15 protein-coding genes are annotated in these 16,148 nt (G+C 44.9%); 14 read left to right on the top strand and 1 reads right to left on the bottom strand.

Features of this window, described 5'->3' with window-relative positions:
- The first annotated feature begins 37 nt into the window (after nt 1-37).
- From NSU16_RS18550 to pyrG, 4 genes are all read left to right on the top strand, one after another.
- The gene (locus NSU16_RS18550) at nt 38-2,155 is read left to right on the top strand and encodes a heterodisulfide reductase-related iron-sulfur binding cluster (RefSeq protein WP_286059389.1); all 2,118 of its coding nucleotides are present in this window, start codon (nt 38-40) and stop codon (nt 2,153-2,155) included.
- Nucleotides 2,152-3,291 carry an acyl-CoA dehydrogenase AcdA gene (acdA, locus tag NSU16_RS18545; protein ID WP_286059391.1) on the top strand — a complete coding sequence of 380 codons (1,140 nt, stop codon included), beginning with the start codon at nt 2,152-2,154 and terminating at the stop codon, nt 3,289-3,291. Before NSU16_RS18550 ends, acdA begins: the two co-directional genes overlap by 4 nt.
- 182 nt (nt 3,292-3,473) lie before the next feature.
- Nucleotides 3,474-4,010 (top strand): DNA-directed RNA polymerase subunit delta, encoded by a 537-nt coding sequence (gene rpoE / locus NSU16_RS18540; RefSeq protein ID WP_326204000.1) that lies wholly within the window; start codon nt 3,474-3,476, stop codon nt 4,008-4,010.
- A gap of 240 nt (nt 4,011-4,250) precedes the next feature.
- Entirely contained in the window at nt 4,251-5,858 is a 1,608-nt protein-coding gene (gene pyrG / locus NSU16_RS18535; protein WP_010332258.1) for a CTP synthase (glutamine hydrolyzing), read from the top strand.
- A gap of 82 nt (nt 5,859-5,940) precedes the next feature.
- Here pyrG and NSU16_RS18530 read toward each other — a convergent pair whose 3' ends face one another.
- A complete protein-coding gene (locus NSU16_RS18530; RefSeq protein WP_339191696.1) occupies nt 5,941-6,462 on the bottom strand; it encodes a DUF2529 domain-containing protein in 522 nt (173 codons plus the stop codon).
- A 165-nt stretch (nt 6,463-6,627) separates the two neighbouring features.
- Here NSU16_RS18530 and spo0F point away from each other — a divergent pair, with 165 nt between their 5' ends.
- The 10 genes from spo0F (at nt 6,628) to malS (ending at nt 16,129) form a co-directional block, all read left to right on the top strand.
- Complete coding sequence (gene spo0F, locus NSU16_RS18525) at nt 6,628-7,002, top strand: sporulation initiation phosphotransferase Spo0F (RefSeq protein ID WP_003227621.1); 375 nt, start codon at nt 6,628-6,630, stop codon at nt 7,000-7,002.
- 180 nt (nt 7,003-7,182) lie between these two features.
- Entirely contained in the window at nt 7,183-8,040 is an 858-nt protein-coding gene (locus tag NSU16_RS18520; RefSeq protein ID WP_003235826.1) for a class II fructose-bisphosphate aldolase, read from the top strand.
- Nucleotides 8,041-8,157: 117 nt separating this feature from the next.
- Nucleotides 8,158-8,796 carry a fructose-6-phosphate aldolase gene (gene fsa, locus NSU16_RS18515; RefSeq protein ID WP_010332256.1) on the top strand — a complete coding sequence of 213 codons (639 nt, stop codon included), beginning with the start codon at nt 8,158-8,160 and terminating at the stop codon, nt 8,794-8,796.
- Nucleotides 8,797-9,172: 376 nt separating this feature from the next.
- On the top strand, nt 9,173-10,462 hold the full coding sequence (locus NSU16_RS18510) for a UDP-N-acetylglucosamine 1-carboxyvinyltransferase (protein WP_010332255.1): 1,290 nt from the start codon (nt 9,173-9,175) through the stop codon (nt 10,460-10,462).
- Between the two features lie 31 nt (nt 10,463-10,493).
- Nucleotides 10,494-11,459, top strand: a complete 966-nt coding sequence (gene glpX, locus NSU16_RS18505) for a class II fructose-bisphosphatase (RefSeq protein ID WP_010332254.1) — start codon at nt 10,494-10,496, stop codon at nt 11,457-11,459.
- Between the two features lie 213 nt (nt 11,460-11,672).
- The gene (locus tag NSU16_RS18500; RefSeq protein ID WP_032731180.1) at nt 11,673-11,834 is read left to right on the top strand and encodes a hypothetical protein; all 162 of its coding nucleotides are present in this window, start codon (nt 11,673-11,675) and stop codon (nt 11,832-11,834) included.
- A 30-nt stretch (nt 11,835-11,864) separates the two neighbouring features.
- Nucleotides 11,865-13,148 (top strand): transcription termination factor Rho, encoded by a 1,284-nt coding sequence (gene rho / locus NSU16_RS18495; protein WP_010332253.1) that lies wholly within the window; start codon nt 11,865-11,867, stop codon nt 13,146-13,148.
- 118 nt (nt 13,149-13,266) lie between these two features.
- On the top strand, nt 13,267-13,467 hold the full coding sequence (rpmE, locus tag NSU16_RS18490; RefSeq protein ID WP_003151132.1) for a 50S ribosomal protein L31: 201 nt from the start codon (nt 13,267-13,269) through the stop codon (nt 13,465-13,467).
- 88 nt (nt 13,468-13,555) lie between these two features.
- Nucleotides 13,556-14,143, top strand: coding sequence for a thymidine kinase (locus NSU16_RS18485; protein WP_168748980.1), 588 nt, complete (start codon nt 13,556-13,558; stop codon nt 14,141-14,143).
- 288 nt (nt 14,144-14,431) lie between these two features.
- Nucleotides 14,432-16,129 carry an oxaloacetate-decarboxylating malate dehydrogenase gene (malS, locus tag NSU16_RS18480; RefSeq protein WP_326218532.1) on the top strand — a complete coding sequence of 566 codons (1,698 nt, stop codon included), beginning with the start codon at nt 14,432-14,434 and terminating at the stop codon, nt 16,127-16,129.
- Nucleotides 16,130-16,148: the final 19 nt, after the last annotated feature.

Raw genomic sequence — 16,148 nt, 5'->3', positions numbered from 1 at the left:
GGATCACGGTCTTCATCAGTAAAAAGGGGGAATTGGAATGAGCGGCTTTCTTATTGTCAATGCATTATTATTTCTGATTGTAACCGCTTACGCTGTTTATTTGTTTGTCTATTTGGTCAAAACAAGGGTTGCTTACATCAGGCTTGGCCAAAAGGAACAATTCGATAAGCGGATCAAGGAACGGCTTCAGGCCATATGGGTGAATGTATTCGGACAGAAAAAACTGCTCAAGGATAAGAAAAGCGGGATCATTCACGTCATGTTTTTCTACGGCTTTATATTGGTTCAGTTCGGAGCGATTGATTTTATCATCAAAGGGCTGGTCCCGGATCAAAATCTGCCGCTTGGCCCAATCTATCCCGCCTTCACTTTTTTTCAGGAAATCGTTACGTTTCTGATCTTAGTTGCGGTTGGCTGGGCATTTTACAGACGGTATATCGAAAAGCTCGTCAGGCTGAAACGAGGCTTTAAAGCTGGACTTGTTCTCATTTTTATCGGCGGTTTAATGCTAACGGTTTTACTAGGGAACGCAATGAATCTGATCTGGCATGATCACGGGCTTTCTTGGAGCGAGCCAATTGCCTCAGGAATCGCGTTTCTGCTTGGCGGCATCGGGGAGACGGGTGCTGCGGTGATTTTCTATATCGCATGGTGGATGCACCTCCTGTTTTTACTGAGCTTTTTAGTGTATGTGCCGCAGTCAAAGCACGCTCATTTAATTGCCGGTCCTGCCAACGTCTTTTTCAGCAGACTTGAAGCGTCCGGAAAGCTCGAAAAAATTGATTTCACTGACGAAACAAAAGAAAGCTACGGAGCAGGAAAAATTGAGGATTTCAGGCAGTCCCAGCTGATTGATCTGTATGCGTGTGTCGAGTGCGGCCGCTGTACCAATATGTGCCCTGCGACAGGCACCGGAAAAATGCTGTCGCCGATGGATTTAATTTTACGCCTCAGGGACCACCTCACAGAAAAAGGTGCTGCCGTCACTTCGCGCTCGCCATGGGTGCCGGCTGCAGCATTCAGCCATACGAGAGGGAACCAGCTGGCAGCGGCAGCCTCAGGGAGCGGATCGCGGGAAGCCGCCGCCACGCTTGATTACAATCCGAGCTTAATCGGCGACGTCATTACCGAAGAAGAAATTTGGGCCTGCACCACTTGCCGAAACTGTGAGGATCAGTGCCCCGTCATGAACGAGCATGTTGATAAAATTATCGATCTCCGCCGCTATCTCGTGCTGACTGAAGGAAAAATGGACAGTGACGCACAGCGGGCAATGACGAGTATTGAGCGACAGGGCAATCCGTGGGGCCTCAACCGCAAGGAACGTGAAAATTGGCGCGACGCAGCTCCAGATGCCGAGATTCCGACAGTAAAAGAATTGAAAAAAGAGGAAAAAGAATTCGAATACCTTTTCTGGGTCGGTTCCATGGGTTCGTACGACAACAGAAGCCAAAAGATCGCCATCTCCTTTGCGAGACTGCTGAACCAAGCAGGTGTGACCTTTGCGATCCTCGGCAACAAAGAAAAAAATTCAGGGGACACCCCGCGCCGCCTCGGAAATGAATTTTTATTTCAAGAACTGGCAGAAAAGAATATCTCGGAATTTGAAAAAAATAATGTGAAAAAAATCGTTACGATTGACCCGCACGCATACAATTTATTTAAAAACGAATATCCTGATTTCGGCTTTGAAGGCGAAGTGTATCATCATACGGAAGTGCTGGCCGATCTGGTGAAGAACGGGAAACTAAAACCGCAGCACCCAGTTCATGAAACGATCACCTTCCACGACTCGTGCTATTTGGGACGGTACAACGAAGTCTATGATCCGCCGAGAGAGATTCTAAAAGCCATTCCGGGCGTGCAGCTTATTGAAATGGAGAGAAACCGGGAAACCGGCATGTGCTGCGGAGCTGGCGGTGGCTTAATGTGGATGGAGGAAGAGTCAGGAAACAGGATTAATGTCGCCAGAACAGAGCAAGCGCTGGCAGTCAATCCGTCGGTAATCAGCTCCGGCTGTCCGTACTGCCTCACGATGCTTGGGGACGGCACAAAGGCAAAAGAAGCGGAAGATCGTGTCAAAACGTATGATGTCGCGGAGCTTCTGGCTCAATCTGTCTTGGGCGCTGATATGACAATGGGGGAAAAGCGATGAATTTTTCATTAACAGAAGAACACGAAATGATTCGGAAATTGGTTCGAGATTTTGCGAAGCATGAGGTTGCACCGACAGCGGCAGAACGTGACGAACAAGAACGCTTCGATCGTGACCTGTTTCGGGAAATGGCGGATTTAGGATTAACAGGGATTCCGTGGCCTGAAGCTTACGGCGGAATCGGAAGTGACTACCTGGCTTATGTTATAGCGGTGGAGGAACTGTCAAAAGTCTGCGCCTCCACCGGCGTGACGCTTTCCGCCCATATATCGCTTTGCGGCTGGCCGCTGTTTGCATTTGGCACAGAAGAACAAAAGTCAGAATACTTAACACAGCTGGCGCTTGGACAGAAAATCGGGGCTTTCGCTTTGACTGAAGCAGGCTCCGGTTCAGATGCCGGCGGGATGAAAACAACTGCTGAGCGAATCGGTGATGACTATGTATTAAACGGATCAAAAGTGTTTATTACAAACGGCGGCGCCGCTGATATTTATATTGTATTTGCAGTCACTGACGCTGAAAAAAAGAAAAAAGGCATTTCTGCTTTTATTGTTGAAAAGGATTTTGAAGGATTTTTGACAGGCAAGAAAGAAAAGAAACTAGGCATCCGTTCTTCTCCGACAACAGAAATCATCTTCGAAGACTGTGTCGTTCCCGCAGAAAATCTTCTCGGTGAAGAAGGAGAAGGCTTCAAAATCGCGATGAAGACGCTGGACGGGGGAAGAAACGGCATCGCGGCACAGGCTGTTGGCATCGCCCAGGGAGCGCTTGATGCGGCGCTTCAATACGCAAAAGAAAGAAAACAGTTCGGCAAATCGATCGCCGAGCAGCAGGGCATAGCTTTTAAACTTGCAGATATGGCGACAATGATAGAAGCTTCAAGGCTATTGACCTACCAAGCGGCATGGCTGGAATCGTCAGGCCTTCCGTATGGAAAAGCCTCCGCCATGTCCAAACTGCTGGCAGGGGATACGGCGATGAAGGTCACGACCGAAGCTGTACAGATTTTCGGCGGCTATGGCTATACGAAGGATTATCCGGTAGAACGCTATATGCGCGACGCGAAGATTACGCAAATCTACGAAGGCACCCAAGAAATTCAAAGGCTGGTTATCGCCAGAATGCTCGCAGAATAAGGCAAAATATCTATCAGTCGGATCACTCTTGTAAATTTATTTAAATTAACGCTGTTAAGGGTAGCATATTCTGTTTTATTTTGTTTATAATGAGAGGTATGGTTTGTATAAGAACGATACAATATCGCTTTCATTATTGATAAAACAGATACATATAAGTAATAGAAAGGGAGTGTCCGACCTTGGGTATCAAACAATATTCACAGGAACAGCTAAAGGAAATGGCTTTAGTTGAAATCGCTCACGAATTATTTGAAGATCATAAAAAACCAGTTCCTTTTCAGGAGCTTTTAAATGAAATTGCATCATTGCTCGGCGTGAAAAAAGAAGAGTTAGGAGACCGCGTCGCACAATTTTATACAGATTTAAACATTGACGGCCGTTTCTTGGCGCTCTCTGACCAGAATTGGGGTCTTCGCAGCTGGTATCCGTACGATCAGCTTGATGAAGAAACACAGCCGACAGTTAAGGCGAAAAAGAAAAAAGCCAAAAAAGCCGTCGAAGAAGATCTTGATCTTGATGAATTTGAAGTGGTTGACGAAGACGACCTCGATTTAGCTGAGGTTGAGGAAGAACTTGATCTCGATGCTGATGAGTTTGACGATATCGATGAAGACGACGATGACGAGCTCGAAATTGACGAGGATCTCATTGATGACGATGAAGAAGATGATGAAGAAGATGACTATGATGAAGGCGATGAGGATAAAAAATCGTAAAAGAATTTCATCCCCAAATCGATCTTGACTTTCATAGTCGAACTAGGTAGTATGTATTTTGGGCTCTTCAAAAACGAAGAGAGAACATAGAACGTTATGCTCCCTTTCAAGAAATTGAAAGGGAGCTTTCTTATTTTCACCCCTCATTTTTCTTATAAATCATTTAAAAGGCTAAATGATTTCTTATAAAACGGTACATTTTAAGAAATGTAGCTTAGAGCGAAGAGAGGAGCAAACGAAATGACGAAATATATTTTTGTAACTGGGGGAGTCGTATCCTCACTTGGAAAGGGTATTGTAGCAGCTTCATTAGGGCGTTTGCTGAAAAACCGCGGACTGAACGTCACAATTCAAAAATTCGACCCATACATCAACGTTGATCCGGGAACGATGAGCCCGTACCAGCACGGTGAAGTATTCGTAACAGATGACGGCGCTGAAACAGACTTAGACCTGGGGCACTATGAGCGTTTTATCGACATCAACCTGAATAAATTCAGCAACGTAACAACAGGGAAAATCTATTCAACAGTTCTTAAAAAAGAACGTCGCGGAGATTACCTCGGCGGAACAGTGCAGGTTATTCCGCACATCACAAACGAACTGAAAGACCGCGTATACCGTGCGGGTAAAGAAACAAACGCGGATGTCGTGATTACAGAAATCGGCGGTACTGTAGGAGACATCGAATCCCTGCCATTCCTTGAAGCCATCCGCCAAATGAAGAGTGACATCGGCCGTGAAAACGTGATGTACATCCACTGTACACTTGTGCCTTACATTAAAGCTGCCGGCGAACTGAAAACGAAACCGACACAGCACAGCGTAAAAGAATTAAGAAGCCTGGGCATTCAGCCAAACATTATCGTTGTTCGTACAGAAATGCCGATTTCTCAAGATATGAAGGACAAAATCGCTTTATTCTGCGACATCGATACAAAAGCGGTTATTGAATGTGAAGATGCGGACAACCTCTATGCCATTCCGCTTGAGCTTCAAAAACAAGGACTTGATAAGCTTGTTTGCGAGCACATGCAATTGGCATGCAAAGAGGCGGAAATGTCCGAGTGGAAAGAGCTTGTGAACAAGGTCAGCAACCTGTCTCAAACAATCACAATCGGACTTGTCGGAAAATATGTTGAGCTTCCTGACGCTTATATCTCTGTCGTTGAATCACTTCGTCACGCGGGCTACGCGTTTGACACAGATGTAAAAGTAAAATGGATTAACGCTGAGGAAGTAACAGAAAGCAACATCGGAGAGCTTACTAGCGGCACAGACGGTATTATCGTACCGGGCGGCTTCGGAGACCGCGGTGTTGAAGGTAAAATCATTGCGACACAATATGCGCGCGAAAACAACATTCCGTTCCTGGGCATTTGCTTAGGTATGCAGGTTGCATCTATTGAGTATGCCCGAAATGTATTAGGCTTAAAAGGCGCTCACTCTGCTGAAATTGATCCGTCAACTCAATACCCGATTATCGATCTTCTTCCTGAACAGAAGGATGTTGAAGATCTTGGAGGAACACTTCGCCTCGGCCTTTACCCTTGTAAGCTTGAAGAGGGCACGAAAGCATTTGAAGTGTATCAGGATGAAGTGGTGTACGAGCGTCACCGCCACCGTTATGAATTCAACAACGAATTCAGACAGCAAATGGAAGACCAAGGCTTTGTATTCTCAGGCACTAGCCCGGACGGACGCCTTGTTGAAATTATCGAGCTGAAAGACCATCCTTGGTTCGTGGCTTCTCAGTTCCACCCAGAGTTCAAGTCTAGACCGACAAGACCTCAGCCATTATTCAAAGGCTTTATCGGAGCGTCTGTTGAAGCTGCAAATCAGAAATAATAAAAAAAGACTTGCCGTTTGTCAAAAGCGGACAAGTCTTTTTTATTTGTTTCCGGCAAGATACAGCATGTACAATAAGTGATTATGCATACTCTTGCAGAATTTCTTTTAATGTAAATGATAGAGCATGGTAGACATACAATGCTGTCATTAATGAAGGGAAGCCATAGCGGGTGCCGTCTTCATCGGGAACAAGCGGCATTTTCAGCTTTGAATCAATATGCACATCGCAATATTGTTCGATTCCGGCGCTGTCTTTGGATGCCGGTGATATGCAGACGACCCCCGCGCCTTTTTCATAAAGCTCTTTCGCGAGCGCTTGTTCTTCATCTGTACCTGTCCCTGAGCAAAACATCAGCACCCTGTCGCTTTCTGTCACATCATCAGCGTTAGCGGGAAACGCTTTGACGGAAGGAAGCGGTTCTTTGCTTTCGGTTGCCTCATGTAAGATGCCCTGAAGCTCATTAGCCCCGTATATATAGATGGAATGCCCGCTAATCACCGCTTGAGCGAGCAATCGCGCCCCATCTTCAATCGAGTCAGATTCCTTATCCTGAATGCGGGAAAAAATACCTGTTAACTGTGTTGTAAATATTTTCAACATGAGTGAATCCTCCTTTATAACGTACAATAACAGTATACAACAAAAGAGAAAATGCTCAGAAAATGTCGTAAAGTAGACTATTATAATTAAAGGAAATAGGAAAATCAAACAGAATACATAAACTACTGCTTACTTTTGACGAAAATCATAATATTGGGGTGTAAAATGATGAATGAAAAAATTTTAATCGTTGATGATCAATACGGAATACGTATTTTGCTTAACGAAGTGTTCAATAAAGAGGGCTATCAGACATTTCAGGCTGCGAACGGCCTTCAAGCGCTTGATATCGTGACAAAAGAACGCCCGGACCTTGTCCTTCTGGATATGAAAATTCCGGGTATGGACGGAATCGAAATCTTAAAACGGATGAAGGTCATTGATGAAAACATCCGCGTGATCATCATGACGGCTTACGGAGAACTCGATATGATCCAAGAATCAAAGGAACTGGGCGCATTGACGCACTTTGCGAAGCCGTTTGACATCGACGAAATCAGAGACGCCGTCAAAAAATATCTGCCCCTGAAGTCTAACTGACAAAAAGAAGAAACAATTGAATGAGGTCATTGTGTTGCCGATTTGTCGAAAAGTTGGTATTCTAGTTATGGAGAAAAAGCGATCTGTGTATTTACATATGACAGCAAATTATGGGTCATGCTAGGGTGGAAAGCTTTTTTCGCTAGAAGACAATCAGGCTACATAAGGAGGACATTCGACATGCCTTTAGTTTCAATGACGGAAATGTTGAATACAGCTAAAGAAAAAGGTTATGCTGTAGGACAATTTAACTTAAACAACCTTGAGTTTACTCAAGCGATTTTACAAGCAGCTGAAGAAGAAAAATCTCCAGTGATCCTTGGTGTTTCCGAAGGTGCGGGACGCTACATGGGCGGCTTCAAAACAGTCGTAGCTATGGTAAAAGCACTAATGGAAGAGTACAAAGTGACAGTTCCTGTTGCGATCCACTTAGACCACGGTTCAAGCTTTGAATCTTGTGCGAAAGCGATTCATGCAGGTTTCACATCTGTAATGATCGACGCTTCTCACCATCCATTTGAAGAAAACGTAGCAACAACTTCTAAAGTTGTTGAGCTTGCTCATTTCCACGGAGTATCTGTAGAAGCTGAGCTTGGAACAGTCGGCGGACAAGAAGACGACGTTATCGCTGAAGGCGTAATCTACGCTGATCCTAAAGAGTGCCAAGAGCTTGTTGAGCGCACTGGCATCGACTGCCTTGCACCTGCATTAGGTTCTGTTCACGGCCCTTACAAAGGTGAGCCAAACCTTGGTTTCAAAGAAATGGAAGAGATCGGAAAGTCAACTGGTCTTCCGCTCGTTCTTCACGGCGGTACTGGAATTCCGACTGCTGACATCAAAAAATCAATCTCACTTGGTACAGCTAAAATCAACGTAAATACTGAAAACCAAATTTCTTCTGCAAAAGCTGTTCGCGAAACATTGGCAGCTAAGCCTGACGAGTACGATCCACGTAAATACCTTGGACCTGCTCGCGAAGCGATTAAAGAAACTGTTATCGGTAAAATGCGTGAATTTGGTTCTTCAAACCAAGCTTAATTCAATTGGAACTTTTTATAGCCGCCTGACAGCTTGACAGGCGGTTTTCCGTCTATCTTTAGAAAGCGCAATCATATTCACAGTTCTGAAAATTCTTACTCTGGGAGGCTTTTGTAAATGTTATTTTTTATTGATACAGCCAATATCGATGAGATTAAAGAAGCGTATGAATTAGGAATCCTTGCCGGTGTAACAACGAATCCTAGTTTAGTAGCAAAAGAAGCTAACGTATCGTTCCATGACCGTCTTCGTGAAATCACAGAAGTTGTTCCGGGCTCTGTAAGTGCCGAGGTTATTTCTCTGAAAGCTGAGGAAATGATCGAGGAAGGAAAAGAACTGGCGAAAATCGCTCCGAACATCACAGTGAAAATCCCGATGACGGCTGACGGTTTAAAAGCCGTAAAAGCACTTACTGACTTAAACATTAAAACAAATGTTACATTGATCTTCAATGCAAACCAAGCGCTTCTTGCTGCAAGAGCGGGTGCTACCTATGTATCACCATTCTTGGGCCGCTTAGATGATATCGGCCATAACGGGCTTGACCTGATTTCAGAAGTTAAGCAGATTTTTGATATCCACGGGCTTGATACGCAAATCATTGCGGCGTCAATCCGCCATCCTCAGCATGTAACTGAAGCTGCATTAAGAGGGGCTCATATCGGCACAATGCCGCTTAAAGTCATTTATCAGCTGACAAAGCACCCGTTAACAGACAAAGGAATCGAACAGTTCCTGGCAGACTGGAACAAGTAATTTAAGCGGTGGCAAACAGAGTGTATGCCTGTTTGCCGCGGCCTTTGTTTTTCACCATCCTGGTACAGCGGACCTTCAGATGCATGCCGCTTACAGAGAAGGAATCATTGGGCTGCAGAAGCTGATATCGGAATGAGGGTTGCGTGCTGCTTTTGCCGGATGACGAAGATGTCTCTATAGCCGGCGGGTCTCTGTCGATTTTTTGAAACCTATGCCCCCCGCAAAGCTTCGCTATTTTCTTCCTGATATTTTACAATGTGTTGTATTCTTTCTCTCCGAATTGGCTAGATTTTGGACATGAGCTTTATTTGCAGAGACAGAATAAAATGCCATTTTATTTAGCTCCGCAGCTATCTTCTTATGGAAGGAGACTATCATGGAAAAGTTGAATATTGCCGGCGGTGACTCGTTAAACGGTACAGTACACATCAGCGGCGCTAAAAACAGTGCTGTTGCATTAATACCAGCAACCATTTTGGCAAATTCCGAGGTGACAATAGAAGGGCTTCCTGAGATTTCAGATATTGAAACGCTGCGTGACCTGTTACAGGAAATCGGCGGCAATGTGCATTTTGAGAATGGGGAAATGATTGTCGACCCCACATCAATGATCAGCATGCCGCTTCCTAACGGAAAAGTGAAAAAACTGCGCGCGTCTTATTATTTAATGGGGGCGATGCTCGGCCGCTTTAAACAGGCCGTCATCGGATTGCCTGGCGGCTGCCACCTGGGCCCCCGTCCGATTGATCAGCACATCAAGGGTTTCGAAGCGCTCGGAGCTGAAGTGACCAATGAACAGGGCGCGATTTATTTGCGCGCTGAAAGGCTGAGAGGCGCACGTATTTATTTAGATGTCGTAAGCGTCGGGGCAACGATTAACATTATGCTTGCGGCTGTTTTGGCAGAAGGAAAAACCATCATCGAAAACGCTGCGAAAGAGCCGGAGATTATTGATGTCGCGACATTGCTCACCAGCATGGGCGCAAAAATCAAAGGTGCTGGAACCAACGTCATCCGAATCGATGGCGTGAAGGAACTGCACGGCTGCAAACATACGATCATTCCGGACAGAATTGAAGCCGGAACTTTTATGATTGCAGGAGCTGCGATGGGCAAAGAGGTCATCATTGATAATGTCATCCCGACTCACCTTGAGTCCTTAACAGCAAAGCTGAGAGAAATGGGCTTTCACATTGAGACAAGCGACGACCAGCTGCTCATTGTCGGAGGGCAGAAAAATCTTAAGCCGGTTGATGTAAAAACCCTAGTATACCCGGGGTTTCCGACTGATTTGCAGCAGCCGATGACGGCGCTTTTGACGAGAGCAAAAGGGACAAGCGTCGTGACTGACACCATCTATTCGGCGAGATTCAAACATATTGATGAGCTGAGACGAATGGGCGCTAATATGAAAGTAGAGGGCAGATCTGCAATCATCACGGGTCCTGTCGAGCTTCAAGGCGCTAAGGTGAAGGCGAGCGATCTGCGGGCCGGAGCCTGTTTAGTGGTTGCCGGGCTGATGGCCGACGGTGTGACAGAAATTACAGGTCTGGAGCATATTGATCGCGGATACAGCAGCCTAGAGAAGAAACTAGAGGGTTTGGGAGCCACAATCTGGCGCGAGAGAATGACTGATGAAGAGATAGAACAGATGCAAAATTCTTAATTGGTTATTTGCGAGAGGAGATCGTGTTGAGATGGAAAGAAGTTTATCAATGGAATTGGTCCGTGTGACTGAAGCTGCGGCATTAGCATCAGCAAGATGGATGGGCAGGGGAAAGAAAGACGAGGCTGATGAAGCAGCAACAAGCGCAATGAGAGACGTTTTTGATACAGTCCCGATGAAAGGAACTGTTGTGATCGGAGAAGGAGAAATGGACGAAGCGCCGATGCTTTATATCGGGGAAAAACTCGGAAACGGGTACGGTCCGCGCGTCGATGTCGCTGTTGATCCTCTCGAAGGCACAAACATCTTAGCAAGCGGCGGCTGGAACGCGCTCACTGTTATTGCAGTTGCTGACCACGGCACGCTTTTAAATGCTCCAGATATGTATATGCAGAAAATCGCAGTCGGTCCGGAAGCGGTGGGCTGCATTGATATTGAAGCTCCAGTCATTGATAACCTTAGAGCGGTAGCAAAAGCGAAAAACAAAGACGTCGAGGACGTCGTTGCTACCATTTTAAACCGCGATCGACACGAAAAAATCATTTCTGAGCTTCGTGAGGCCGGCGCCAGAATCAAACTGATCAATGATGGGGATGTCGCCGGCGCCATCAATACGGCTTTCGACCACACAGGCGTAGACATCCTGTTCGGATCAGGCGGAGCTCCTGAAGGCGTCCTATCTGCTGTCGCGTTAAAAGCGCTAGGCGGAGAAATTATCGGTAAACTTCTTCCGCAAAGCGAGGAAGAAATCATACGCTGCAACAAAATGGGACTTGATTTAAGCAAAGTGCTTCGTATGGAAGACCTTGTGAGAGGCGATGACGCTATTTTTGCGGCTACCGGCGTAACTGACGGGGAGCTGTTAAAAGGCGTTCAATTCAAAGGGTCTGTCGGCACGACTGAAAGCTTGGTCATCCGTGCGAAATCAGGCACCGTCCGTTTTGTTGACGGCAGACACAGCCTGAAGAAAAAACCAAATCTCGTAATCCGTCCATAACAAAGAGAAAAAGCGGGTGTTGACCCGCTTTTCTTTTGCAAATAAGAGACAACCCTATCAATTGCGTGTCAAAACCTTATTTCAGTTGAATAATTTTTTGAAATAAGGTAAAAATAAAGAGTGCTGCGATTTTTAACTGCGTAATTCCTTCTTTTAAGCACTAGGAAAGTTTCAATTTCTACCGCATCAGACGATATAAGTATTGATCTTCTCATGTTTTTGTCCTCGCTTCCTTCAAAACTCATTAAGACAATCCTTTTAACAAAAGCGCCGATCATGGGTGGAAGTGTTACCGATAGAAGTTCCTTTATGTTAAAAAAAGAATGTGCTTTGGCGGATGTTGTGCAAAAGCAGCAGATTACATGTGTAAAGTAAGATATTGACTATGAAAAGCGTGGTGTTTTTATGAAAGACGTATCTATTTCCTCTTTGGAAAATATGAAATTGAAAGAGCTATATGAACTTGCAAGACATTATAAAATCTCCTACTACAGTAAACTGACAAAAAAAGAACTGATTTTCGCTATTCTGAAAGCGAATGCAGAACAGGAAGATCTTTTGTTTATGGAAGGTGTTCTTGAGATCATCCAATCAGAGGGATTTGGCTTCCTGAGACCGATCAACTATTCTCCAAGCTCTGAAGACATTTATATCTCAGCTTCACAAATCCGCCGCTTCGATTTGCGGAATGGAGACAAAGTATCAGGCAAAGTTCGCCCGCCAAAAGAAAATGAGCGTTATTATGGACTTTTGCACGTTGAAGCGGTAAATGGAGATGATCCGGAATCTGCAAAAGAGCGTGTTCACTTCCCAGCCCTTACTCCACTTTATCCAGACCGCCATATGGTGCTCGAAACAAAACCGAATTTCTTGTCTACAAGAATTATGGATATGATGGCGCCGGTAGGCTTTGGCCAGCGCGGCTTGATTGTAGCGCCGCCGAAAGCCGGGAAAACGATGCTGCTGAAGGAAATCGCCAACAGCATTACAGCGAACCAGCCTGAAGCAGAGCTGATTGTCCTATTGATCGACGAAAGACCGGAAGAGGTTACGGACATTGAGCGTTCTGTTGCTGGGGATGTCGTCAGCTCAACGTTTGATGAAGTGCCGGAAAACCATATCAAAGTAGCCGAGCTTGTGCTTGAACGCGCTATGCGCCTCGTTGAGCACAAGAAAGACGTTATTATCCTGATGGACAGTATCACACGCCTTGCCCGTGCCTACAACCTAGTGATTCCGCCGAGCGGAAGAACACTGTCCGGAGGGATTGACCCGGCAGCGTTCCACCGTCCGAAGCGTTTCTTCGGGGCAGCGAGAAATATCGAAGAAGGCGGAAGCTTAACGATCCTGGCCACTGCTCTTGTTGATACAGGATCTCGTATGGATGATGTAATCTATGAAGAATTCAAGGGAACGGGCAACATGGAGCTTCATCTTGACCGCTCTCTGGCAGAACGCCGCATCTTCCCTGCAATCGATATTCGCCGTTCTGGAACGCGTAAGGAAGAGCTGCTTGTGCCTAAAGAGCATCTTGACCGTTTATGGTCTATCCGCAAAACGATGTCAGATTCGCCTGATTTCGCGGAAAAATTCATGAGAAAAATGAAAAAAACCAAAACAAACCAGGAATTTTTCGATATTCTCAATCAAGAATGGAAGCAGGCAAATCTATCATCAGCCAGAAGATAAAATCTATTTGCAAAAGAAGTAAATCACTGATATAATTTTCTCATATGCGTTTCGGACAATGCTCCGAAATAATAACTCTGTTTCCACACGGGATTCAGGGCGGAAGGAGATGGATACAATGAAAGCAGGAATTCATCCTAATTTCAAAAAAGCAACAGTTAAATGCGCTTGCGGAAATGAATTTGAAACAGGCTCAGTAAAAGAAGAGGTACGCGTTGAGATTTGCTCTGAATGCCACCCATTCTACACTGGCCGTCAAAAATTCGCTTCTGCTGATGGTCGTGTTGATCGCTTTAATAAAAAATACGGTCTTAAGTAATAATAGATTTTTCAACAGGCAAGAAGCAGTTCTTGCCTGTTTTTTGTATGTCAAAAACACAGCTGGCAGAGAGAGGGGAGCAGAGCCAATGTACATAATGAAGCAAAGCGGGTGGCTTGAGCTGATTTGCGGCAGTATGTTCTCGGGGAAATCTGAAGAGCTGATCAGAAGAGTGAAGAGAGCAACTTACGCCAAGCAGGAGGTCAGGGTCTTTAAACCTGTGATTGATAATCGATACAGCGAAGATGCTGTTGTCTCCCATAATGGAACATCTATGACGAGCTATGCCATTTCTTCGGCTGCGGACATTTGGGATCATATCAGTGAGAGCACGGATGTGATCGCAGTTGACGAGGTTCAATTCTTCGATCGGGCGATCATTGATGTTTTATCAGCACTTGCCGATAAAGGATATCGTGTGATCGCAGCAGGTCTTGATATGGACTTCAGAGGAGAGCCGTTCGGCGTTGTTCCGGATATTATGGCCATCGCTGAAAGTGTGACGAAGCTGCAGGCCGTCTGTTCCGTCTGCGGATCACCGGCAAGCAGAACACAGCGGCTCATTGACGGAAAGCCGGCTTCTTATGATGATCCGGTCATTCTGGTGGGTGCGTCTGAATCCTATGAAGCAAGATGCAGACACCACCACGAAGTTCCGGGAAAATCTAAAAACTAATGCAAAACATGGGTAAAAAGATAGAATGCACCGGCCGAAAAGCTGGTGTTTTTTTATATATTCTGACAACAACCAATTAAAAAATTTAAATAAGTGTATTAAAAAATTAAGTAATTTTCTTCCCTTGAATTTTGATTTTGACAGGCATAAAATAACTAACGTAATGTAAATAGTTTTGAGACATTGTTCGAATAATTGTCACAAAGTCGCATAAAGATCATGATCGGTTATTTTTAGATGAGTTATTACTTAACTTGGTTAACTATTTCAAGAAAGAAGGAGATTTGCTTGAATAACATAAAAAAAACTAAGGAAGGCCATTTAGAAACAACATTAAGAGGAAAAGAAGTTTTGTCTATTCCTACTTTAAACAAAGGTGTTGCTTTTACGTTAGAAGAAAGACAAGAACTTGGCTTAGAAGGACTTCTTCCGCCAACTGTACTTTCTCTTGATCAACAAGCAGAACGCGCATACGAGCAATTTAAAGCTCAGCCAGACCGCCTTCGTCAAAATGTTTACTTAAATGATCTTGCTAACCGCAATGAAGTTCTTTTCTATAAATTGCTGCAAAATCACCTGCGTGAAATGCTTCCTGTTGTATATACACCAACAGTTGGTGAAGCCATTCAAGAATACAGCCATGAATACAGAAGACCTCAAGGTATCTACTTGTCAATCGACAACATTGACGGTATTGAAAAGGCTTTTGAAAACCTTCATGCGACAGCAGGCGATATTGATCTTATCGTTGCAACTGACTCTGAAAGTATCCTTGGTATCGGTGACTGGGGAGTAGGCGGTATTAACATCGCTATCGGTAAATTGGCTGTTTACACTGCTGCAGCTGGTATTGACCCTAGCCGTGTTATTCCTGTAGTGCTTGATGTCGGTACAAACAACGAAAAACTTTTAAATGATCCTTTATACATTGGTAACCACCATGAACGTATCTCTGATGAACGTTACGAAGAATTCGTTGATGCGTATGTAAAAGCTGCGCTTAAATTCTTCCCTAAAGCGCTTCTTCACTGGGAAGACTTTGGTAACAAAAACGCGCGCAATATCATGAAAAAATACAACAACGAAATCCTGACATTCAACGATGATATTCAAGGTACAGGCGCAATTACACTAGCTGGTGTGCTTGCTGCTATGAAGAAAACAGGCGCTTCTATTAAAGATCAGCGTGTAGTTGTCTTCGGTGCAGGTTCAGCTGGTATCGGTATTGCTGACCAGATCCGTGACACAATGGTGCTTGCTGGATTATCTGAAGAAGAAGCAAACAAAGCGTTCTTCACACTTGATTACAGAGGCCTGTTAACAGACGATATGGAAGGCATCCTTGATTTCCAAAAACCTTACCTTCGCAGTGCAGCAGAAGTGAAAGACTGGAAACGCGATGAAAAAGGCCAAATTCCATTCGATGAAGTGGTTCGCCAAGCGAAACCAACGATCTTAATCGGAACTTCAGGGGTTTCAGGAGCGTTCACAGAGGAAATTGTGAAAGAGATGGCATCTCACGTAGACCGTCCGGTGATCATGCCGATGTCTAACCCGACTCATCTTGCAGAAGCTGTTCCTGAAGATCTGTTCAAATGGACTGACGGAAAAGTGCTTGTAGCAACAGGAAGCCCATTTGACAATGTAGAGTACAATGGCGTTTCTTATGAAATCGGACAATCTAACAACGCATTCGCATTCCCTGGTCTTGGCCTTGGTTCAATCGTAGCTGAAGCGCGTGTTATTACACCTGCTATGTTTGCTGCAACAGCTGATGCGATTGCTGAAATGGTTGATTTTGAAACACCTGGAGCTGGATTGCTTCCAAGCATCGACAAGCTTCAAGAAGTATCTATTCAAGTTGCCATTGCTGTAGCTGAAGCAGCGATTAAAGACGGCGTAGCAAATCGTCAGCCTGAAGATGTAAAACAAGCTGTTCTTGATGCAATGTGGACACCTGAATACAAAAAAGTCATCGCAAAATAATAAGCGTGTAATTTTTCTG

The organism is Bacillus sp. FSL K6-1003, from assembly GCF_037964945.1.
Taxonomy (GTDB): Bacteria; Bacillota; Bacilli; order Bacillales; family Bacillaceae; genus Bacillus; species Bacillus mojavensis.
The sequence above is the reverse complement of the archived record's forward strand: the minus strand, read 5'-3'. Positions and strand labels throughout refer to the sequence as shown.